This is a genomic window from Mesorhizobium sp. M3A.F.Ca.ET.175.01.1.1, from assembly GCF_004791945.1.
GTDB lineage: Bacteria > Pseudomonadota > Alphaproteobacteria > Rhizobiales > Rhizobiaceae > Mesorhizobium.
In genome coordinates this window covers 138,152-158,042 of sequence record NZ_SRTP01000012.1, presented here as the reverse complement: position 1 = coordinate 158,042, position 19,891 = coordinate 138,152, and the positions used below count along the sequence as shown (strand labels likewise).

Annotated in this window: 18 protein-coding genes, 1 tRNA gene and 1 riboswitch; of the genes, 10 read left to right on the top strand and 9 right to left on the bottom strand. The window is 63.0% G+C overall.

What is annotated here, in order from left to right; translation table 11 throughout:
- Positions 1-33 precede the first annotated feature (33 nt).
- Positions 34-1,044, top strand: coding sequence for a magnesium and cobalt transport protein CorA (locus tag EN818_RS24065; protein ID WP_095807763.1), 1,011 nt, complete (start codon positions 34-36; stop codon positions 1,042-1,044).
- Positions 1,045-1,129: 85 nt separating this feature from the next.
- Here the strand turns inward: EN818_RS24065 and EN818_RS24060 are convergent, their stop codons facing one another.
- A complete protein-coding gene (locus EN818_RS24060; RefSeq protein WP_095807764.1) occupies positions 1,130-1,648 on the bottom strand; it encodes a GcrA family cell cycle regulator in 519 nt (172 codons plus the stop codon).
- Between the two features lie 356 nt (positions 1,649-2,004).
- On the opposite strand from EN818_RS24060, the gene EN818_RS24055 reads away from it, so the two are divergent.
- The 3 genes from EN818_RS24055 to EN818_RS24045 all read left to right on the top strand — a co-directional run bounded on the left by EN818_RS24055 (position 2,005) and on the right by EN818_RS24045 (position 5,260).
- Entirely contained in the window at positions 2,005-3,204 is a 1,200-nt protein-coding gene (locus tag EN818_RS24055; RefSeq protein ID WP_095807765.1) for an aspartate aminotransferase family protein, read from the top strand.
- 16 nt (positions 3,205-3,220) lie between these two features.
- Complete coding sequence (gene argF, locus EN818_RS24050; RefSeq protein ID WP_095807766.1) at positions 3,221-4,132, top strand: ornithine carbamoyltransferase; 912 nt, start codon at positions 3,221-3,223, stop codon at positions 4,130-4,132.
- Between the two features lie 93 nt (positions 4,133-4,225).
- Positions 4,226-5,260 carry an Hsp33 family molecular chaperone gene (locus EN818_RS24045; RefSeq protein ID WP_095807767.1) on the top strand — a complete coding sequence of 345 codons (1,035 nt, stop codon included), beginning with the start codon at positions 4,226-4,228 and terminating at the stop codon, positions 5,258-5,260.
- A gap of 134 nt (positions 5,261-5,394) precedes the next feature.
- Here EN818_RS24045 and EN818_RS24040 read toward each other — a convergent pair whose 3' ends face one another.
- Both EN818_RS24040 and apaG read right to left on the bottom strand, forming a co-directional pair.
- Entirely contained in the window at positions 5,395-6,198 is an 804-nt protein-coding gene (locus EN818_RS24040; protein WP_176478408.1) for an alpha/beta hydrolase, read from the bottom strand.
- A 192-nt stretch (positions 6,199-6,390) separates the two neighbouring features.
- Positions 6,391-6,783 (bottom strand): Co2+/Mg2+ efflux protein ApaG, encoded by a 393-nt coding sequence (apaG, locus tag EN818_RS24035; protein WP_095807769.1) that lies wholly within the window; start codon positions 6,781-6,783, stop codon positions 6,391-6,393.
- Between the two features lie 216 nt (positions 6,784-6,999).
- Here apaG and EN818_RS24030 point away from each other — a divergent pair, with 216 nt between their 5' ends.
- A complete protein-coding gene (locus EN818_RS24030; RefSeq protein ID WP_095807770.1) occupies positions 7,000-8,145 on the top strand; it encodes a ceramide glucosyltransferase in 1,146 nt (381 codons plus the stop codon).
- Between the two features lie 132 nt (positions 8,146-8,277).
- On the opposite strand, the gene EN818_RS24025 is transcribed toward EN818_RS24030, so the two are convergent.
- Positions 8,278-9,468 (bottom strand): O-succinylhomoserine sulfhydrylase, encoded by a 1,191-nt coding sequence (locus EN818_RS24025; protein ID WP_135905541.1) that lies wholly within the window; start codon positions 9,466-9,468, stop codon positions 8,278-8,280.
- A gap of 55 nt (positions 9,469-9,523) precedes the next feature.
- A riboswitch (SAM riboswitch) is annotated at positions 9,524-9,601 on the bottom strand.
- A gap of 141 nt (positions 9,602-9,742) precedes the next feature.
- Between EN818_RS24025 and EN818_RS24020 the strand changes: the two genes are divergently transcribed.
- Both EN818_RS24020 and EN818_RS24015 read left to right on the top strand, forming a co-directional pair.
- Positions 9,743-10,837 carry a 2'-deoxycytidine 5'-triphosphate deaminase gene (locus EN818_RS24020; RefSeq protein ID WP_095807772.1) on the top strand — a complete coding sequence of 365 codons (1,095 nt, stop codon included), beginning with the start codon at positions 9,743-9,745 and terminating at the stop codon, positions 10,835-10,837.
- 159 nt (positions 10,838-10,996) lie between these two features.
- Positions 10,997-11,764, top strand: a complete 768-nt coding sequence (locus EN818_RS24015; RefSeq protein ID WP_129553487.1) for an ABC transporter substrate-binding protein — start codon at positions 10,997-10,999, stop codon at positions 11,762-11,764.
- A 61-nt stretch (positions 11,765-11,825) separates the two neighbouring features.
- Here EN818_RS24015 and araD1 read toward each other — a convergent pair whose 3' ends face one another.
- The 4 genes from araD1 to chvE form a co-directional block, all read right to left on the bottom strand.
- A complete protein-coding gene (gene araD1 / locus EN818_RS24010) occupies positions 11,826-12,815 on the bottom strand; it encodes an AraD1 family protein (RefSeq protein ID WP_095807773.1) in 990 nt (329 codons plus the stop codon).
- 305 nt (positions 12,816-13,120) lie between these two features.
- Positions 13,121-14,413 carry a multiple monosaccharide ABC transporter permease gene (gene mmsB / locus EN818_RS24005; RefSeq protein WP_095807774.1) on the bottom strand — a complete coding sequence of 431 codons (1,293 nt, stop codon included), beginning with the start codon at positions 14,411-14,413 and terminating at the stop codon, positions 13,121-13,123.
- Entirely contained in the window at positions 14,410-15,945 is a 1,536-nt protein-coding gene (gene mmsA, locus EN818_RS24000; protein WP_095807869.1) for a multiple monosaccharide ABC transporter ATP-binding protein, read from the bottom strand. The genes mmsB and mmsA overlap by 4 nt, the downstream gene beginning before the upstream one ends.
- Before the next feature lie 186 nt (positions 15,946-16,131).
- The gene (gene chvE / locus EN818_RS23995) at positions 16,132-17,199 is read right to left on the bottom strand and encodes a multiple monosaccharide ABC transporter substrate-binding protein (protein ID WP_095807775.1); all 1,068 of its coding nucleotides are present in this window, start codon (positions 17,197-17,199) and stop codon (positions 16,132-16,134) included.
- Between the two features lie 291 nt (positions 17,200-17,490).
- Here chvE and EN818_RS23990 point away from each other — a divergent pair, with 291 nt between their 5' ends.
- From EN818_RS23990 to EN818_RS23980, 3 genes are all read left to right on the top strand, one after another.
- On the top strand, positions 17,491-18,480 hold the full coding sequence (locus EN818_RS23990; RefSeq protein WP_095807776.1) for a LysR family transcriptional regulator: 990 nt from the start codon (positions 17,491-17,493) through the stop codon (positions 18,478-18,480).
- Between the two features lie 106 nt (positions 18,481-18,586).
- Positions 18,587-18,916: a protamine-2 (modular protein) gene (locus EN818_RS23985; RefSeq protein WP_095807777.1), complete on the top strand. Its 330-nt coding sequence runs from the start codon at positions 18,587-18,589 to the stop codon at positions 18,914-18,916.
- Between the two features lie 264 nt (positions 18,917-19,180).
- Positions 19,181-19,654, top strand: coding sequence for a hypothetical protein (locus tag EN818_RS23980; RefSeq protein WP_095807778.1), 474 nt, complete (start codon positions 19,181-19,183; stop codon positions 19,652-19,654).
- A 39-nt stretch (positions 19,655-19,693) separates the two neighbouring features.
- On the opposite strand, the gene EN818_RS23975 is transcribed toward EN818_RS23980, so the two are convergent.
- A tRNA-Gly gene (locus EN818_RS23975) sits at positions 19,694-19,767 on the bottom strand.
- Positions 19,768-19,891: the final 124 nt, after the last annotated feature.

Here is a 19,891-nt window from a genome sequence, read left to right as displayed (position 1 = left end):
TGTTTCTGCAGCCGTTTGCCTCGGGAGGTTGCGATGGAAAACGTCCGAAACCTGACCCCGGCCCCGCAGCCGACATCCGGCATCATTGCGTCCAGCGTCTATTCCGCCGGCAAGCGCGTCGCCGACATTCCGGTCGAGCAGGCCGGCGAATGGTCGACGAGGCCTGGCCATGTCGTCTGGATCGGGCTGCTCGAGCCGGACCGCAATCTGCTGCTGAGGGTGCAGGCGCAGTTCCATCTGCATGACCTTGCGATCGAGGATGCCGAGCATCCGCACCAGCGGCCGAAGATCGAGCAGTATGGCGATGCGCTGTTCATCGTCGCCCGCACCGCCCAGCTGATCGAGGGCCGCGTCACCTTCGGCGAGACGCATCTGTTCGTCGGCACCGGCTATATCGTCAGCGTCCGCCATGGACCGTCGACATCTTACGCCGCCGTGCGCCAGCATTGGGAAAGCTGCCCGTCTTCGCTCGCCAAGGGTGAGGATTTCGTCCTCTATGCCATCCTCGACTTCATCGTCGACAACTACATGCCGGTGCTCGAGCAGATCGAGGACGAGGTCGAGGCGATCGAGGACAAGGTGCTGCTCAAACCCATGAGCGGCGCCGATATCGAGCGGCTCTACATGCTGCGGCGCGACCTCCTGCGGCTGCGCAATGCGGCGCTGCCACTGGTTGAGGTTTGCCGCCGTTTGACCAGCGCCGAGCTGCCGCAGATCCACGCCGCCATGCATCCGCTGTTTCGCGACGTGACCGATCACATCCGCACCGTGCAGGAAAAGATCGACAGCCTGCGCGAGGTGCTTGCTTTCGCCTTCGAAGCCAGTCTGCTGGTTGGGCAAAGCCAGGAAACGGCGATCTCCAAGAAGCTCGCCTCATGGGCCGCCATCCTGGCGGTGCCGACAGCCTTCGCCGGCATCTATGGCATGAATTTCAACGACATGCCGGAACTGAAGATGGCGTATGGCTACCCGACAGTCCTGGTCGCCATCGCGCTGATCTGCTCGTTCCTGTACTGGCGCTTCAGGAAGAATGGGTGGTTGTGAATGGTGAATGGTGAATAGTGAATAGAAAAACTACTTCACACGGCCGGACTTGCCGTATCACCATTCACCATTCACCATTCACCATTCACCTCGCCCGCCGCCTTTCTGCCGCCGGCTGGAACGCCACGCGGGCATGGTACTTGCAGTAGGGACCGGTTTCGGCGGCGTCGTTGCCGCAGAAGCTGAACTCTTCCGACAGCGGATCGCCATTCGGCCATTTGCAGGTGCGCTCGGTCAGTTCCACGAGCTGCAGATGCCGGGAGATCGGCACAACGACATTCTCGACCGGGCGAATGTAATGGCGCGCCACCGGCTCGGCATCGAATTGTACCTGCAAGGCGGTGGCGCCGATCGAGGCCGTCACGTGGCGCGCAGCGCTCGCGGCGCGCGCCACCGATTTCTGAATCGAGGCTCCCTGTGTGGCCTTCTTCTGCCGCGCCGGCGCCGCGGTCGCCCGGCCGCGGCCCGACAGCTTGAGGCGGTGCACCTTGCCGATGACGGCATTGCGGCTCACTCCGCCGAGCTGCGCGGCGATCTGGCTGGCGCTTAGGCCCTCCGACCACAATTTCCTGAGAAGTTCGACCCGCTCGTCAGTCCAATTCATGAGACCGCGCTCCTGCTGAGGCGTACGGCAGTCAGAATCCTTTCCCGCCCCGGCTCCCGCCGGGCAAACGACACCAGATGTACCGGGTGATTAGGTCCGCCGCACGAAATCTAGTTATTTCTCGACTACAAATACCTTATGCGCTGACTCGGTGACAAGAGTCCGGAAGGCAACACCGATTCGGTTTTTGCGGTTTTCCCCAACTTGCCCGATCACTCATGAGCCGGCACCGTCTCAGGGCTTGCCGTGCACTCCTGCGCGACCTTTTCGTTGACTTCATGGCCGAAAACCACGATAAGCCGCAAAGGCCGCCGCATTGGCGGCTTTTTTGATTTCCGGTTCCGGAGACGCATATAATGAGCGGTTCGGCGCTTTACGAGACCTTTGCTCGTGCACCCCTGGCTTTCGAGCGCGGGGAAGGGACCTGGCTGGTCACAGTCAAGGGCGAGCGATATCTCGATTTCGCCGGCGGCATCGCCGTGAATTCGCTGGGCCACAGCCACCCGCATCTTGTGGCGGCGCTCACCGAGCAGGCCGCCAAGCTCTGGCACGTGTCCAATCTCTATGAGATCCCCGAGCAGCGCCGGCTGGGCGACCGCCTGGTCGAAGCGACCTTTGCCGACAAGGTGTTCTTCACCAATTCGGGCGCCGAGGCGCTGGAATGCGCCATAAAGACGGCGCGGCGCTATCATTTCGTCAAGGGCCATCCGGAACGCTTCCGCATCGTCACCTTCGAAGGTGCTTTTCATGGGCGCACCCTGGCGACGATCGCTGCCGGCGGCCAATATAAGTATCTCGAAGGTTTCGGTCCCAAGGTCGAGGGCTTCGACCAGGTCGCTTTCGACGACATCGACGCCGCCGAAAAGGCGATCACGGCGGAGACCGCTGCGATCCTGATCGAGCCGGTGCAGGGCGAGGGCGGCATCCGCCCGGTGCCGCCGCAATCCCTGAAGCGCCTGCGCCAGCTCTGCGACCAGCACGGCCTGCTCCTGATCTTCGACGAGGTCCAGTGCGGCATCGGCCGCACCGGCAAGCTGTTCGCGCATGAGTGGACGGGCGTCACGCCGGATCTGATGGCGATCGCCAAGGGAATCGGCGGCGGCTTCCCGATGGGCGCCTGTCTCGCGACCGACGAGGCCGCCACCGGCATGACCGCCGGCGTGCATGGCACCACCTTCGGCGGCAATCCCCTGGCGATGGCTGTCGGCAACGCCGTGCTCGACGTGGTGCTGGCCGACAGCTTCCTCGAAGACGTGCAGCGCAAGGCGCTGCTCCTGAAGCAGGGTCTCGCGTCGGTCGCCGACGAGTTTCCCGACGTCATCGAAGGCATCAGGGGAACCGGCCTGATGCTTGGGCTTAAATGCGCCATGCCCAACACCAAGGTGAACATGGCGCTGCGCGACCAGCACTTGCTTGCGGTGCCGGCCGGCGACAATGTCATTCGTCTGTTGCCGCCGCTCACCGTCACCGATGCCGAGATCGGCGAGGCGCTGGACCGCATCCGCGCCGGCGCCCGCGGGCTGGCGAACGCCATTGTCGCCGAAGCTGCCAAGTAGTCCTGGAAACCTGCCGATGAGTGTTCGTCACTTCACCGATCTGTCCGCCGTTTCCGAAGGCGATCTGCGCTTCATGCTGGACGATGCGATGGCGCGCAAGACCAGGCTCAAGGCCGGCGAGCGCTCGAAGCCGCTCGAAGGCAAGGTGCTGGCGATGATTTTTGACAAACCTTCGACGCGCACGCGCGTGTCCTTCGATGTCGGCATGCGGCAACTCGGCGGCGAGACGATCATGCTGACCGGCACCGAGATGCAGCTCGGCCGTTCCGAGACCATCGCCGACACCGCCAAGGTGCTGTCACGCTATGTCGATGCGATCATGATCCGCACCACTTCGCATGACCGGCTGCTGGAGCTCACCGAGAATGCCACCGTTCCGGTCATCAACGGCCTGACCGACGACACTCACCCCTGCCAGCTGATGGCCGACATCATGACCTTCGAGGAGCATCGTGGTCCGGTGGCCGGCAAGACCTTCGCCTGGACCGGCGACGGCAACAACGTGCTGCACTCGCTGTTGGAAGCCTCCGCGCGCTTCCGCTTCAAGCTCAATGTCGCCGTGCCCGAAGGCAGCGAGCCGGCCGAAAAGCATGTCGACTGGGCGAAGGCCAATGGCGGCAAGCTGAGTTTCACCCGCAACGCCGAGGAAGCCGTCGACCAGGCGGACTGCATCGTCACCGATTGCTGGGTATCGATGGGCCAGGAGCACCGCGCGCGCGGTCATAATGTCTTCCTGCCTTACCAGGTCAACGCGGCGCTGATGGCCAAGGCAAAGCCTGACGCGCTGTTCATGCACTGCCTGCCGGCGCATCGTGGCGAGGAGGTGACCGACGAGGTGATCGACGGGCCGCATTCGGTGGTGTTCGACGAGGCCGAGAACCGGCTGCACGCCCAGAAGGCGGTGCTGGCCTGGTGCCTGGGCGCTTGAATGGGGTTGCCTTGATCCGGGCCAACGTGATGCCTATCTGCGGGCCATCACGCAAATCGAGCGCGTTCCTGCGCATGCTGCCCGCCGGGCGGCATGGCCGCGCCCCGGAGCTTTGTCATGTTGGAAACCCGCCCATTGGCTGAACATCAACCCAGACTCGGTGAATTCGGCTTCGCCGGCGACGACCATGTCGTTCCGTACGAGGTCGCGCCGCTCGACGTGCGCGGCCGCACCGTGCAACTCGGGCCGATGCTCGACGCCATTTTGAGCCGCCACGACTATCCAGAGCCGGTCGCCCGCCTGCTCGCGGAGGCCTGCGTGCTGACCGTGCTGCTCGGCACCTCATTGAAGTTCGAAGGTAAGTTCATCCTGCAGACCCGCACCGACGGGCCGGTCGACATGCTGGTGGCGGACTTCACCACGCCGCACGCGCTGCGGGCCTATGCGCGATTTGATGCCGACAGGCTCGAGGCGCTGACCGCAACGGGCCAGACCTCGCAGCAGGCGCTGCTCGGCGCAGGCGTCCTGGCGCTGACCATCGACCAGGGCGCGCATACGCAGCGCTATCAGGGTATCGTCCAGCTTGACGGCACGTCGCTGGAGGACGCCGCTCGCACCTATTTCCGGCAGTCGGAGCAGATCCCGACCGATCTCAGAATGTCGGTCGCCAAGCTGGTGACGCCCGGCCCCGGCGGCGCGCGTGAGCAATGGCGCGCCGGCGGCATCCTGGCGCAGTTCCTGCCGCAGGCGTCGGAGCGGATGCGCGTTCCCGATATTTCGGGCGGCGACGGCGATCCGCGCAATGTGACGCACGAGCCGGCCGACAATTCCTGGCAGGAGCTTCTGGCACTGCTCGGCACCACCGAGCCGACCGAGTTGATCGATCCGACCGTGGGCGCCGAACGGCTGCTCTACCGGCTGTTCCACGAGCACGGCGTGCGTGTCTTCCGCGGTGTGCCGGTCGCCGACGAATGCTCCTGCTCGCGCGAAAAGATCCGCGGCATTCTCGAGGGTTTTTCGGCGCAGGAGATCAAGGACTCGACCGAAGAGGGCGGCATCCATGTCGCCTGCGAATTCTGCTCGACGCAGTACGATTTCGATCCGACGGAGTTCGTGGCGGCTGGATAAGGTCGCTTCTTGTTCACAAGACCTTTCCCCATCTGTCTTCTCTCCCCCGAGAGACCCGTCGGGGGAGAGGATTTTAGCTCGCCTTGGCGTCGTTCCCTTGTTTGATAGGGCTTCGTTGCCGCGGTATGCCGACGTCAAATGAATTCCTGGATGTGCTTGCGGACATCTGATGCTCGTTCGACTGGGGCCATATGGGTTTCTTCCGCGAGCACCATGAGCTTCGCTCCCCCGATCCCACTCGCGGCGGCTTCCATCATGCCGCTGCCGAAGAACTGGTCCCTTTCACCGCCTAGGATCAAGGTTCTGGCCGAGATGTTGCGAAGGTCTTCGTTCGTCACATTGTTGTGGAGCATTGCTTCGAGGTAGCGGACGATTGAACTCTGGGCTCCCATTCGTGCAATCAATCTGCGTTTGAACATCAGGCGAAAACGCAACAGCAGGTTCAGCCACGGTCGCCGAAATACCGTCGCGAATTCCTCCAGCAACGCATGAAATTGTTCGTCTTTCGCGAATTGGATCTGTCTGTGGAGCCGCTTTTTTCCATCGGCCGAAAAGCCATGTGCGCTCGCCAGTAAGATCAGTTTTTCCACGGAGTCGGGATAGTCTGCGGCCACATGCGTTGCCACCACGCCGCCATAGGAAATACCCATCAAACGTGCCGGCTTGTTGAGGTTGGTGTCGATGATCTCTGAGATGTCTCGAGCCATATTCCTGAGTGAAACATCGTCTTTTGGATCTGGATCGTAGCTGATCAGCACAAAGCTCATGCCCGGTGGAAGGATCCGTTTGAGCCGTCTGGCGTCCTTTTCCAATCTGGAAGGTTCGGGCTTCATCATGAACCCTTGACCGCCGTTGATGACAATAAGACTTTCCGGTCGCGTTCCGACTTTCGCGAATGGTATCCGGCCGAGAAACAATCCTGTTTCAATACTGCTCATGAGGCTGCTGCTTCGAGCATGGCCGGACACTCCTGTTGGCGCGGCGCTTTCACGGCATCGCTTGGCATTGGACGCTGCGTTTGGCGAAAGTGCCGATCCTGCGGCAGCGCCAATCGGACTGATCCAGTTGGAGCAGAGATGGCGCATGCAGCCAGTCGATATGTGGCGCCAAGATGCGCGGACAGGCCGGCACTAATTCACCGTCCGCCTTGTGCCCGGCATGTCGAGCGAGAAGGCCGGGATCGCGACGTCGAACATCTCGCCGCGCCCGTTGCGCATCGTATAGTGGCCGACCATGATGCCGGACGGCGTCGAGAGGGGGCAGCCCGACGTGTACTGGTAGCTGTCGCCGGGGTTGAGTTCCGGCTGGTCGCCGACGACGCCCGCGCCACGCACTTCCTCGACGCGGCCATGACCGTCGGTGATGTGCCAGTAGCGCGATAGAAGCTGAACGAACTCTTCCGATCGATTGTCGATCGTCACCTGGTATCCCCAGACATAGCGGTTCTCTGATGGATCGGAGCGATCCTCCAGGAAGAACGGCCTGACCTGCACTTCTATGTTCCGCGTCACGGCGCGATACATGAGCAACTCCGGTGCTGCGGCAGGAAATATTTGTCGCGCTGCGCGGCATTATCAACGCAAGGCAGCCCAATCTCCCGACCTCGACGCGCAGTGCCGCCAAACAATGTCATTTGAGTGACACATGACAATGGTTGGTGTGCACAAACCGTGTCGGGCGACTCGGGCGCTCCGTCGAATGGATGGCCGCGGGCGGCCTTTCGGGAGTGCCAGACTTCGATGGAACTGACTTTCGCGGCCGCCGTCACCTCGTCAGCCCTACTTGTTTCCAATCTCGCCAGCATCCTCTTGGCGGCATCGCGGCTGAAGCGGCGCCACGTCATTGCTCCCCCTGCAAGCAAGCAGCCGGCCGTCTCGATCGTTGTGCCTCTGCGTGGCGTCGAGGCGTTCACAAGGGAGACGCTCCAGCGCGCCTTCTCGCTCGACTGGCCGCGCTACGAGCTGATCTTCTGCGTCGCCCATGGCGAAGATCCGGTAATCAAACTCGTCAGTGCCGCGATCGCGCGATACCCCAAGGTTCCGGCGCGGTTGCTCATCGGCGACGACAAGGTGAGCGCCAATCCCAAGCTCAACAATTGCGTCAAGGGATGGCAGGCGGCCCGGAACGATTGGGTGATCCTTGCCGATTCCAACGTGCTGATGCCGAAGGACTATGTCCAGCATCTGCTGGCGGCATGGCGGCCGGATACCGGCCTCGTCTGCTCGACGCCGATCGGCTCGCGCCCGGACGGCTTCTGGGCCGAGGTCGAATGTGCCTTCCTCAACACGTTGCAGGCGCGCTGGCAATATGCCGGCGAAGCGCTCGGCCTCGGCTTTGCCCAAGGCAAGAGCATGCTGTGGAACAAGCCGCTGCTCGACGGCAGTGGCGGCATCCACGCTTTGGCTGCCGAGATCGCCGAGGATGCGGCCGCCACCAAGCTGGTCAACGGGCTTGGCCTGAAGGTCAATCTGGTCGCAGCGCCCTTCGAGCAGCCGCTCGGCCAGCGTCGGCTCGCCGAAGTCTGGTCGCGCCAGGCGCGCTGGGCGAGGCTGCGGCGCGTCACCTTCCCGCAATTCTTCGTCCCCGAGGTCCTCACCGGCGTGGCGGCTCCGCTCTTGCTCGCGCTGATCGCGGCGGCCAGCGCCGGCGTCAGCCTGCCTGCCACGGCGCTTTGCGTGCTGGCCATCGCCTATCTGCCGGAATGCCTGCTCGCCTCGTCCAAGGGCTGGTATCTATCGCCGCGCAGCATCACCGCGATGATGGTGCGCGACGCCCTGCTTCCCGCCATCTGGGCGCGCGGCTGGTTCGGCGGTGCCGTCGACTGGCGCGGCAACGCCATGACCATCCGCGCCAATGCGATGACCGAGCTGGAAGAGGGCGCCTAAAGCGGGTCGCACTGATACGCATTAGCGAATTCAGTTCACGCGCTTCAGGCCTTTGCTTTGATGCATGTCGTTGTCCCAGAACCGCTGCACACTTCTAGCGACATGCATTAAGCGGCGCCCAACCGGCACCGCCTACTTGGCCGCCTTCAGCGCCTGTTCGAGGTCGGCGAGCAGGTCATCCGTATCCTCCAGCCCGACGGACAGCCTGAGCGTGCCGGGCCCGATGCCAAGCTCCGCCCGCGCCTCGTCGCTGAGGTTCTTGTGCGTCGTCGTCGCCGGATGGGTGATCAGGCTCTTGGCGTCGCCGAGATTGTTGGAGATCAGCACGATGTCGAGCGCGTTCTGGACGGCGAATGCCGCCTGTTTGCCGCCCTTGACGTCGAGGCAGATCAGCGTCGAGCCGCCCGACATCTGCTTCCTGACGATATCGGCCTGCGGGTGGTCGGCCCGGCCCGGATAGATGACGCGGGCAATCTCCGGCCGCTCCGCCAGAAAGTCCGCGATCTTGCCGGCGCTTTCCGTCTGCTGGCGCACGCGCAGCGGCAGCGTCTCCAGGCCCTTGAGCAGCGTCCAGGCATTGAAGGGCGAGAGGCTCGGACCGGTGTGGCGGAAATAGTCGTGCAGGTTCTCGTCGATCCACTTTTTGTCCGACAGGATGATGCCGCCGAGACAGCGCCCCTGGCCGTCGATGTGCTTGGTTGCCGAATAGACGACGATATGCGCGCCGAGCTGCAACGGGTTCTGCTGCAGCGGCGTGGCAAAGACATTGTCGACGATCAGCCTGGCGCCGATCGAGTTGGCGAGCGCGGCAACGGCAGTGATGTCGACCACTTCAAGCGTCGGGTTGGTCGGGCTTTCCAGGAAGAACAGCTTCGTGTTCGGCCTGACCGCTTTTTCCCAGTTCGCAATGTCGGTGCCGTCGACCAGCGTCGCCTCGATGCCGTATTTCGGCGCCAGCGTCTCGACCACCCAGCGGCATGAGCCGAACAGGGCGCGGGCCGCAACGATATGGTCGCCGGCCCTGGCGCTGCAGAGCAGTGCCGCCGTCACCGCCGCCATGCCCGAAGCGGTGGCGCGCGCGTCCTCTGCGCCCTCCAGCGCGCACATGCGCTTTTCGAACATGTCGACTGTCGGGTTGGCGTAGCGCGAATAGATGAAGCCCGGCTCCTCGCCCTTGAAACGGGCTTCCGCCGCCTGCGCGCTCTCATAGACATAGCCCTGGGTGAGGTAGATCGCCTCGGCAGTCTCGCCGAAGCCGGAACGCAGCGTTCCGCCATGCACGAGTGCCGTCTGAGGCTTCCAATTACGCTTTTTGCTGCTCATAGCCCTGCTTCCAAACACAAAAAGACCGGCCGCGACGTCGCAACCGGTCCATACGGCCTTGCGGCCAACGGTCCTTTAGCGACTTGTTTAACGTGGCTGCAAGCCGACCGGCCAAATCACCACGGGATAACGACCCTTTAGACCCGTGCCGCGCTTGCGTCAATTGCCGGCTTCATTAAGAGGTTGTGCCAGGCAGGTAGGGCGAAACCCTTACGGTTTTGCGGCAGGAGCCTGCTACAATCACGTGCTTGCCCGGCCTTAGCGGAGCCAGACCTTGCGGCAGACAGGCATTCTTCCGGACCAGGACATCGCGGCGCTGTTCCAGTCGGGCGCGCTGAAATCGCCGCGCGCGCTGGACACCAACCAGATCCAGCCGGCGAGCCTTGACCTCAGGCTTGGCGACAAGGCCTACCGGGTGCGCGCCTCTTTCCTGCCCGGCCCGGATCATCTGGTGGCCGACAAGCTCGACCGGCTGAAGCTGCATGAGATCAGCCTTGCCGAGGGCGCGGTTCTGGAGACGGGCTGCGTCTATATCGTGCCGCTGCTCGAAAGCCTGACCCTGCCTTCAAATATTTCGGCTTCGGCCAATCCGAAGAGCTCGACCGGCCGTCTCGACATCTTCACGCGTGTCATGACCGACCGCGGACACGAGTTCGACAAGATCGCCGCCGGCTATCATGGTCCGCTCTATCTCGAGGTCAGCCCGCGCACTTTCCCGATCGTCGTGCGCGCCGGTTCGCGCCTGTCGCAGATCCGCTTCCGCATCGGCAATGCGGTGCTATCGGAAAAGGAGCTGCGCGACCTTCACGGCGCCGAGATGCTGGTCGCGACGGAGCCGCCCAACATTTCCGGCGGCGGCATCGCGCTGTCGATCGACCTCGACGGCGACAAGGACGGCCTGGTCGGCTATCGCGGCAAGCATCACACCGGCCTCGTCGATGTCGACAAGCGCGCCGCCCAGGACGTGGTCGATTTCTGGGAGCCGCTCTACAAGAGCGGCGCCGGCGAACTGGTGCTCGACCCGGACGAATTCTACATCCTGGTCAGCCGGGAAGCGGTGCATGTGCCGCCGCTTTATGCCGCCGAGATGACGCCCTTCGACCCGCTGGTCGGCGAGTTCCGCGTCCACTATGCCGGCTTCTTCGATCCGGGCTTTGGTCACTCAGCCGCCGGCGGCAGCGGCAGCCGCGCGGTGCTCGAAGTGCGCAGCCACGAGGTGCCGTTCATCCTCGACCACGGCCAGATTGTCGGGCGCCTGGTCTACGAGCACATGCTGAAGCGGCCGCAGGCGCTTTACGGCAGCGACCTCGGCTCCAACTACCAGGCGCAGGGGCTGAAGCTTTCCAAGCATTTCCGCGCTGCGCGCTAAGCAATCCCAGGAACTGCGCAGCAGTTTTTCGTCCGGAAGCGCGAAAAATGATCGGAGCGGGAACCGCTCCGATTATCGTCAACTCAGACTCCGCTTGCCGGGACCTGCCGGCCATGATTGGCTACGTGGACCGGTCGAGCCTCACTGAGGGAGACGAACATGCAGATATCGAGATGGATCATATCGGCGGCGGCCGCTGCCATGCTGGCGATTGGTGCTGGTTCGGCCAGCGCCGCCGAAAAGATCAAGATCGGCACCGAGGGCGCCTATCCGCCCTTCAACACCATCACGCCCGACGGCAAGGTCGAAGGCTTCGACATCGACATCGCCAATGCGCTTTGCGCGCAGATGAAGGTCGAATGCGAGATCGTCACCCAGGACTGGGACGGCATCATCCCGGCGCTGCAGGCCAAGAAGTTCGACGCCATCATCGCCTCGATGAGCATCACCGAGGAACGCAAGAAGCAGGTCGCCTTCACCCATAAATACTACACCACGCCTCTTGCGCTCGTGGCCCTGAAGGACAGCGACATTGCCTCGACCGAGCCCGCCGCGCTCGCCGGCAAGACGGTCGGCGCCCAGGCTTCGACCACGCAGGCGGACTATGCCCAGGACGCCTACGCCAAGGCCGGCGCCGAAGCCAAGCTCTATCCCACTCAGGAGGAGGCGATCACCGATCTCCAGAACGGCCGCCTCGACGCCGTCATCTCGGACAAGTTCGTGCTTGTCGACTGGCTGAAGAAGGCAAGCGACGGCTGCTGCAAGCTGGTCGGCGACGTCAAGGGCACCGAGACCGAGGCCGGCATCGCCGTGCGCCTGGAGGACACTGCGCTCCGCGACCGCCTCAACGCGGCCATCGACGCCATCGTCGCCGACGGCACCTACAAGAAGATCCAGGCCAAGTATTTCGACTTCGATATTTATTGAGATTGAAGCTGCCAATCTCCCCCCTCGTGGGTCCCACGAGGGGGGAGATCACGCTCTCACCTCACAGCGCCTTCACCGCCACCTTCACCGGCTTCTCGATCTCGAGTGGGTTGCGCAGCGGCAGGCCGAAATCCTTGGCCTCGATCTCGAACATGTCGCCCTCTTCGGTCCTGATGCCGTCGGCGAAGGACAGCGTCGCGGTGCCGAACATGTGCACATGCACGTCGCCCGGCTGGCGGAAGGCCGAATATTTGAAGTGGTGATGCTCCAGATTGGCGATCGTGTGCGACATGTTCGCCTCGCCCGACAGGAACGGCTTTTCCCAAAGCACCTTGCCGTCGCGATAGATGCGCGATGAGCCGCGTATGTCGGCCGGCAGGTCGCCGATCAGGATCTCCGGCCCGAACGAGGCATTGCGCAGCTTGGAATGGGCGAGGAACAGATAGTTCACCCGCTCCGTGACGTGGTCGGAAAACTCGTTGGACAGGGTGAATCCGACGCGGAACGGCGCGCCGTCATCGCCGATGACATAGATGCCGGCGATCTCCGGCTCCTCGCCGGCGTCCTGCGCGAAGGCGGGCGACATCAGCGCCGCGCCCGGCGCAACCGCCATGGTGCCGTTGCCCTTGTAGAACCATTCCGGCTGCACGCCGATCTGGCCCTTGGCCGGCTTGCCGCCTTCCAGCCCCATGCGGAACATCTTCATGGAATCGGTCAGCTGCTCCTCGCTGTCGCTGAGCTTCTTGTGCATGGAATCGCGCGTCGCCGCCGAGCCGAGATGTGTGAGCCCGGTGCCGGTCAGGTGGAGATGGGCAGGATCAGGATGATTGATCGGCGACACCACCCGCCCCTTCTTGTAGGCGGCGTCGAGATCGACCGCTTCGCCATAGCCCTTACGCTCGATCAGCGCTTCGAGACCGGTGCCCGTGCGCGCCGCTTCCATGGCCAGCGAATAGACGCTGCGCGCGCCGTTGATGATCCGGGTCTTGCCGCCGCTGCGGGCAACGACGCGGATCGTCTCGGCGTCGTCGAGGATCTGGGAAATCAGCATGGTGCACCCTCTTTCTTCTGCCTTAGGCGGGTTGCCCATCGGCAAACCCTACCGGGCGCGGCCCGGAACCGATCCGTGCCACGGTTGAAACTCTTCATCCGGATTGCGGTCGCGAGGCTGGTCCTTGACGGGACTTCTTTGGCGCCGGCCCGCTGCCGGCAGCTTCGCGATCTGGACCCGTATGCCTCCTGCCTTCCTCGCTGGAGCGGGTCGGCATTTCGACCGAAACGCTGCCCGCTCTAAGTATTCGTCTTACGCAATTCCGGACGGAGAACCGCTCTGCGCTGTTCCTGGAATTGCTCCTGTCAGGCCTTGTTCTTGTTGTAGACGTCGAAGATGACGGCGCCGAGCAGCACCAGGCCCTTGACCACCTGCTGCCAGTCGACATTGACGCCCATGATCGACATGCCGTTGTTCATCACGCCCATGATGAAGCCGCCGACCACGGCGCCGATCACCTGTCCGACGCCGCCCATCGCCGAGGCGCCGCCGATAAAGACGGCCGCGATCACGTCGAGCTCGCTGCCGAGGCCGGCGGCCGGCACCGCCTGGCCGAGTCGGGCCGCAATGATCAGGCCGCCGAGGGCCGACAGCACACCCATGTTGACGAAGACGAGCAGCGTCAGCCGTTCGGTGTTGATGCCCGACAGCTGTGCTGCCTTGGCGTTGCCACCCATGGCGTAGATGCGGCGGCCGATGGTCATGCGCTTGGTGACGAAGACGAACAGCGAGATCAGCACGCCCATCACCATCAGCACGACCGGCAGGCCCTTGTAGCTCGCGAACTGAAAGACCAGGAACAGCGCCAGCGCGCTGCCCACCAGCGTCTTGATGACGAACAGCGGGAAAGGCTCGGCTTCATAGCCATGGCGCTCACGCTTGCGGCGGGCCCTCAGCCCGAAATAGGCGTAGGCGAGCACCGCGACCACGCCCAGCAGCACCGTGGTCATATGCAGCGTCAATCCGCTGCCGACGATGGTCTTGCCGGCGGCGTTCACGGTCGGCGGCATCAGCACCAGCGGCCCGATGACGTCCGGGATGAAGCCGGAACTCAGCGCCTTGAAGCTGTCGGGAAGCGGGCCCACCGAGGAGCCGCCGCCAAGCAGCGCCTGGCAGATGCCCCGGAAAATCAGCATGCCGGCCAGCGTCACGATGAAGCTCGGTATCCGGTGATAGGCGATCCAATAGCCTTGCGCCGCGCCGATGAGGGCGCCGACAACCAGGCAGACGATCGAGACCACGAGCGGATTGCTGAATATTCCGAGCGGCCAGATGACCATCATCATCGCCGCCAGCGCGCCGATGAAGCCGGCGACCGACCCGACGCTGAGGTCGATATGGCCGGATACGATGACCAGCAGCATGCCAAGCGCCATCACGATGATGAACGAGTTCTGCTGAACGAGGTTGCTGAGGTTGACCGGTTTGAACAGCGTACCCGACGTCGTGTACTGGAAGAACAGCATGATGACGATCAGCGCGATGATCAGGCCGTATTCGCGCAGGTTCGTCGCCAGCGCCGATACGGCGATACGCCGGCCCGGCTGGACGTCCTCGGCGACGCTGCTTTGCGGTGCGGGAGAGCTTTCCGTGCTCATGATGCTTTTTTTCCTTCTCCCCGGACGATGGCGCGCATGATCTTCTCCTGGCTGGCGTCACTCGCCGCCATTTCGCCGACCATGCGCCCATCGTTCATGACGTAGATACGGTCGGTGATGCCGAGCAGCTCCGGCATTTCCGACGAGATGACGATGATTGCTTTGCCCTCGGCGGCGAGACGGGCGATGATCGTATAGATTTCGTACTTGGCGCCGACGTCGATGCCGCGCGTCGGCTCGTCGAGGATCAAGACCTCGGGATCGGCAAACAGCCATTTCGACAGCACGACCTTTTGCTGGTTGCCGCCGGAAAGGTTGCCGGTCAGCTGATAGACGCTCGATGCGCGGATGTTGGTCTTCTTGCGATAGTCATTCGCCACGCTCATCTCGCGCATGTCGTCGATGACGCCGCGGCTGGAAACGCCTCCTAGGTTGGCCAGCGTCACATTGTGCTTGATGTGGTCGATGAGGTTGAGCCCGTAGGTCTTGCGGTCTTCGGTGACATAGGCAATGCCGCTTTCCACCGCCTTGCTGACCGACGACAGGTCGATCGGCTTGCCTCGAAGCGACACCTCTCCGGTGATGTGCCGGCCGTAGGAGCGGCCGAACAGGCTCATCGCGAATTCGGTGCGGCCGGCGCCCATCAGTCCGGCTATGCCGACCACCTCTCCCTTGCGCACATTGAGGCTGATGTTCTTGATCACCTGCCGCTCGGGGTGGATCGGGTGGTAGACCGACCAGTCCTTGACCTCGAAGATCACGTCGCCGATCTGCGGCTCGCGCGGCGGGTAGCGGTCGTCGAGCGAACGGCCGACCATCGAGGTGATGATGCGGTCTTCGCTGATGTCTTTCCTGGGCAAGGTCTCGATGGTGCGCCCGTCGCGGATCACCGTGACGTTGTCGGCGACGCGGTTCACCTCGTTGAGCTTGTGCGAGATCAGGATCGAGGTCATGCCCTGGCGCTTGAACTCGAGCAGAAGATCAAGCAGCGCCTGGCTGTCCTTTTCGCTCAGCGAGGCCGTCGGTTCGTCGAGGATCAGGAGCTTCACTTCCTTGCTCAGCGCCTTGGCGATCTCGACAAGCTGCTGCTTGCCGACGCCGATATTGGTGATCAGCGTCTTGGGGTCTTCCTTGAGGCCCACCTTCTTGAGCAGGGCGCCGGTGCGCCTCTCGTTGGCATTCCAGTCGATGACGCCGTAGGTGGCGTGCTCGTTGCCGAGAAAGATGTTTTCCGCGATCGACAGCATCGGCACCAGGGCAAGTTCCTGGTGAATGATGACGATGCCGATATGCTCGCTGTCATGGATGCCTTTGAAGTGGCACTCCTGGCCGCGGAAGACGATCTGGCCTTCATAGGTGCCGGTTGGATAGACGCCCGACAGCACCTTCATCAGCGTCGACTTGCCGGCGCCGTTCTCGCCGACGATGGCATGGATCTCACCCTCCTCGACGCTGAGGTTGACGTTCGACAGCGCCTTGACGCCGGGAAACGTCTTGGTGATGTCGCGCATCTCCAAAATCGTCGAGGTCATCAGGAATTCCGCTCCCTGGCGCATGCCTTCCTTTTCCGGAAAGTGCCATGCGCGACAATCAACAGGCTACAGCTTTCCTTGTGCCCTGACGGGCCGGTGCTGCAGAAGCCGGCAAAAACAATACCGGGGTCGCTTCTGAACGAAAAGGGGCCCTGCGTCGCGCAGGACCCCCGTTTGAAAGCTGGATTACTTCAGCTCTTCGGCCTTGATGTAGCCGGAGTCGACGACCTGCGCCTGGTAGTTCGACTTGTCGACTTCATGCGGCGTCAGCAGGATCGACGGAACGACCTTGACGTCGTTGTTGTAGGTCTTGGTGTCGAGGCCCTCGGGCTTGCCGCCGGAGAGCACCTTGTCGACCAGCTGCACGGTGGCCTTGGCCAGCTCGCGCGTGTCTTTGAACACCGTCGAATACTGCTCGCCCGAGATGATCAGCTTGACCGAGGCCGTCTCGGCGTCCTGACCGGTCACGATCGGCCACGGCTGTGCATCCGTGCCGTAACCGACGGCGCGCAGCGAGGCGGTGATGCCGCGCGACAGGCCGTCGTAAGGCGACAGAACGCCGTCGACGCGGCTGCCGTCCGAGTAGTTGGCCGAGAGCAGGTTGTCCATGCGGGCCTGCGCGGTGGCGGCGAGCCAGCGCAGCGTGCCGACCTTGTCCATGCCCATCTGGCCCGACTTGATCTTGATCGAGCCGTCGTCGATCAGCGGCTGCAGGACAGACATCGCGCCGTTGTAGAAGAAGAAGGCGTTGTTGTCGTCGGGCGAGCCGCCGAACAGCTCGACGTTCCACGGCTTGGTGTTCGGGAAGCGCTCCTTGAGGCCCTTCACCAGGGAGTTCGCCTGGATCACGCCGACGCCGAAATTGTCGAAGGTGGTGTAGTAGTCGACATTCGGGGTCTTCTTGATCAGACGGTCGTAGGCGACGACGACGACGCCGGCGTCAGCGGCCTTCTGCAGTGCGTCGGCCATGGTGGTGCCGTCGATCGAGGCGATGATCAGCGCCTTCGGGCCCTTGGTGATTTCGTTTTCCAGCTGGCTGAGCTGGTTCGGAATGTCGTCCTGCGCATATTGCAGGTCGACCGTGTAGCCGAGGGCCTCGAGCTGGGACTTGACGGCGTCGCCGTCGTTGATCCAGCGCTGCGAGGTCTTGGTCGGCATCAGCACGCCGACCAGGCCTTCGCCCGCATGCGCGGGCAGCGCCATGGCCGCGATGCCAAGAGCCGCGACCGCGGCCAGTGTCTTGATGATTTTCACAGTAACTCTCCCTGGTTGATGGACGCGACACCTCGGGGCTTCGCGGGCCGCGCAGTCGATCAGGAGCGCGGACGCGCCACTGTCGCCTATCGATCTCCGGTATCCTCCCAATCGGCTCCGCGACGCTGTTTCAATCGATACGATCTTGCTCGTCACCGATCCTTGCGCCTCGGAACGCGCGAAGGGTGGGTCCCTTTGACATAACTGTCAAATGCGATCTTTGGTTGTTGCTATACCGAAACTGATATGTGATGAAAGACCCTCGACTGCTGTAGGGCTGATGGAAAAACGATGGCCGCGTTGCGTGATCCTGACGGGATTTCAAACAGTTACGAGAAGCTTCCGGGCGATGGCGAAACCCTGCTGCGCAGCGGGTTGAGCCTGCGTCATATGCGCATGATCGCGGCTCTCGACGATCACGGGCGGGTGAGCGCCGCTGCCCAGGTCATGAACATCTCGCAGCCGGCCGCCTCCCGAATGATCGGGGAAATGGAGGCCGTGCTCGACGTGAGGTTGTGCGAGCGGCTGCCGCGCGGCGTAACCCTCACTCCTTATGGCCAGGCGCTCGCAAGGCGCGCCCGCTCGATCCTGCTCGAGATGCGCGAGGCCGATCGCGAGATTGCGGAGCTCAAGGCGGGCAAGGGCGGTTCGGTGTTCCTGGGCGCTGTCACGGCTCCTGCCATCGAGCTGGCGGTGCCGGCGATTCGCGAGATCCGCCGCATCTATCCGCGCATCGAGATCACCATGCAGGTGGAGACCTCGAACGTGCTCGCCCGCGAACTGATCGCCTCGCGTCACGATTTCATCATCGCCCGAATTCCCGACGACCTCAATCCGCGGCTGTTCGAATCGCGCGTCATCGGCGTCGAGAAAGCTTGCCTGATCGTGCGCCGCGGCCATCCGCTGGTCAGCGGAAAGATGGTGAAGCTGGAGGAGACGGCCGCCTATGACTGGGTCTTCCAGTCCGGGGGCTCGCCGCTGCGCCAGGCGATGGAGAGCAACTTCCTCAATCGCAACATCGCGCTGCCGGATCGCATCCTCAACACCTCTTCGCTGCTCTTGACGCTGGTGATGGTGGCGCAATCCGACGCCATCGCCCCCGTCTCGGTTCAAGTGGCCAAATTCATCCAGAGTCCCGACGGCCTGGCGGGAGCGATCGACGTCGTGCAGACCGAGTTCGACATCGAGGTCAGGCCCTACAGCCTGATCACGGTGAAGAACCGTGTGCTCTCGCCGGCGGCCAAGATGCTGCACGACTTCATCTTGCGCGAAGTGGGGTAAATGGAACGAGAAACGTGCCCGAGCGTTCAAATGGATCGGAAATTCGTTGGAGCCCGTTAGGGACGAGGAAACGAAGGACCGATGCTCAACAGCTCGGGAGGTTTTGATGGAACGTCGGTTGTTTCTCACTGGAATGCTTGGCGTTGCCGGCGCGGCGGCACTGGCAAGCATGGTCGGACCCGGCAAGGCGGTTGCTGGTGTCCCAAGCGGCAACGGCATTCTCGATGAACTGGACAAGCCGGATCCGGCTGTCTTCGAGGACGGAGACGACAAGGCCGAACTGGAGCAGGTTTACCATCGCTATTGGCACGAACCTCGGCGCCGCCGGCGCCGCCGTCGACGCGGCTGGAGACGGGTCTGCCGCCGCTATTGGCGTCATGGCTATTGGCGCCGCCGCTGCAGGCGCGAACGTGTTTGGATACGCGTTTGGCTGTAACACGCTAGCAACGGCAAGCCGGTCACTGCACGGTGGCCGGCTTTTGGCTTTGGTAACGCCACGCCGTTGAACGGACAACTGCGCTCACCCGTCCTTCCTTCTCCACGGCTCGGCTCGTTTCAGACGTGGCAGTGGAGCAATTGGCTTGATTTTGCAGCCGCCGTGCTGTTGATAGGCGCCGGGCAGTGGGTGACCTGGACGTTCAATGGTCTCAAAGCTGCTGCCTGTTGTTAACCATCCCGATGCTAGCCTTGATCTCGCGAGATGAGCGAGGTCAACAAGATGTATACCGATCTGCCGACTGCGCGGGTTGGGTGGAGGCTGCTGGCCAGGGCGATGGGCTTGCTAGCCGCTGTCCTGACGATGCTGCCGGCGAATGCAGAGACGGTACGGGAGAATCCCGGCGGCCAGATCGCGATCTTCGCCTTGCACGTCGCCGAATTGCGTGCCGCCGAGGAACAGGTGGAATTTGACGGCACCTGCGACAGCGCCTGCACGCTCTATCTGTCTTTGCCCCAGCAACAGCTTTGCGTCACACCGCGAGCATCATTCGGCTTCCATCTACCTTTCGGCGTCGGTGCTCAGCAAAACGCGCTAGCCGCCGAATACCTGCTCTCGCAATACCCCGATTGGGTGCGGCAATGGATCGAGGCGCATGGCGGCCTGTCGCACAGCATCATGCGGATGGGAGCCGACGAGGCGGCACAACATCTTCCGCTATGCGGCGTGCTGGCCTAGCGCGCGGCGCGCCGACAGCGTCGGCATTGGGCTGAAGAATGGAGCGGGTAGCGGGAATCGAACCCGCGCGTTCAGCTTGGGAAGCTGACAAGCTACCATTACATCATACCCGCGCAGCAGCTTCGTTACCACGACGGCCCGGCCTCAAGCAATCGTCGATGCATCGAAAGCTGCGGGTGAGGTTGCCGGTCATTGCTTCAGTTGGCAACGCCATGCGAGCGCGATACCTTGCCGAGC

Excerpts from the sequence above, each read along its gene's own strand:
- EN818_RS24025 (WP_135905541.1), bottom strand. The coding sequence starts at position 9,468 with ATGAGCAGCAAAAAGCGTAATTGGAAGCCTCAGACGGCACTCGTGCAT.
- EN818_RS23990 (WP_095807776.1), top strand. The coding sequence starts at position 17,491 with ATGGCCGCGTTGCGTGATCCTGACGGGATTTCAAACAGTTACGAGAAG.
- EN818_RS24060 (WP_095807764.1), bottom strand. The coding sequence starts at position 1,648 with ATGAATTGGACTGACGAGCGGGTCGAACTTCTCAGGAAATTGTGGTCG.
- EN818_RS24065 (WP_095807763.1), top strand. The coding sequence starts at position 34 with ATGGAAAACGTCCGAAACCTGACCCCGGCCCCGCAGCCGACATCCGGC.
- araD1 (WP_095807773.1), bottom strand. The coding sequence starts at position 12,815 with ATGCTGATTTCCCAGATCCTCGACGACGCCGAGACGATCCGCGTCGTT.
- EN818_RS24015 (WP_129553487.1), top strand. The coding sequence starts at position 10,997 with ATGCAGATATCGAGATGGATCATATCGGCGGCGGCCGCTGCCATGCTG.
- apaG (WP_095807769.1), bottom strand. The coding sequence starts at position 6,783 with ATGTATCGCGCCGTGACGCGGAACATAGAAGTGCAGGTCAGGCCGTTC.
- EN818_RS24055 (WP_095807765.1), top strand. The coding sequence starts at position 2,005 with ATGAGCGGTTCGGCGCTTTACGAGACCTTTGCTCGTGCACCCCTGGCT.
- argF (WP_095807766.1), top strand. The coding sequence starts at position 3,221 with ATGAGTGTTCGTCACTTCACCGATCTGTCCGCCGTTTCCGAAGGCGAT.
- EN818_RS24030 (WP_095807770.1), top strand. The coding sequence starts at position 7,000 with ATGGAACTGACTTTCGCGGCCGCCGTCACCTCGTCAGCCCTACTTGTT.
- EN818_RS23980 (WP_095807778.1), top strand. The coding sequence starts at position 19,181 with ATGAGCGAGGTCAACAAGATGTATACCGATCTGCCGACTGCGCGGGTT.
- mmsB (WP_095807774.1), bottom strand. The coding sequence starts at position 14,413 with ATGAGCACGGAAAGCTCTCCCGCACCGCAAAGCAGCGTCGCCGAGGAC.
- EN818_RS24045 (WP_095807767.1), top strand. The coding sequence starts at position 4,226 with ATGGCCGCGCCCCGGAGCTTTGTCATGTTGGAAACCCGCCCATTGGCT.
- mmsA (WP_095807869.1), bottom strand. The coding sequence starts at position 15,945 with ATGACCTCGACGATTTTGGAGATGCGCGACATCACCAAGACGTTTCCC.
- EN818_RS23985 (WP_095807777.1), top strand. The coding sequence starts at position 18,587 with ATGGAACGTCGGTTGTTTCTCACTGGAATGCTTGGCGTTGCCGGCGCG.
- EN818_RS24040 (WP_176478408.1), bottom strand. The coding sequence starts at position 6,198 with ATGAGCAGTATTGAAACAGGATTGTTTCTCGGCCGGATACCATTCGCG.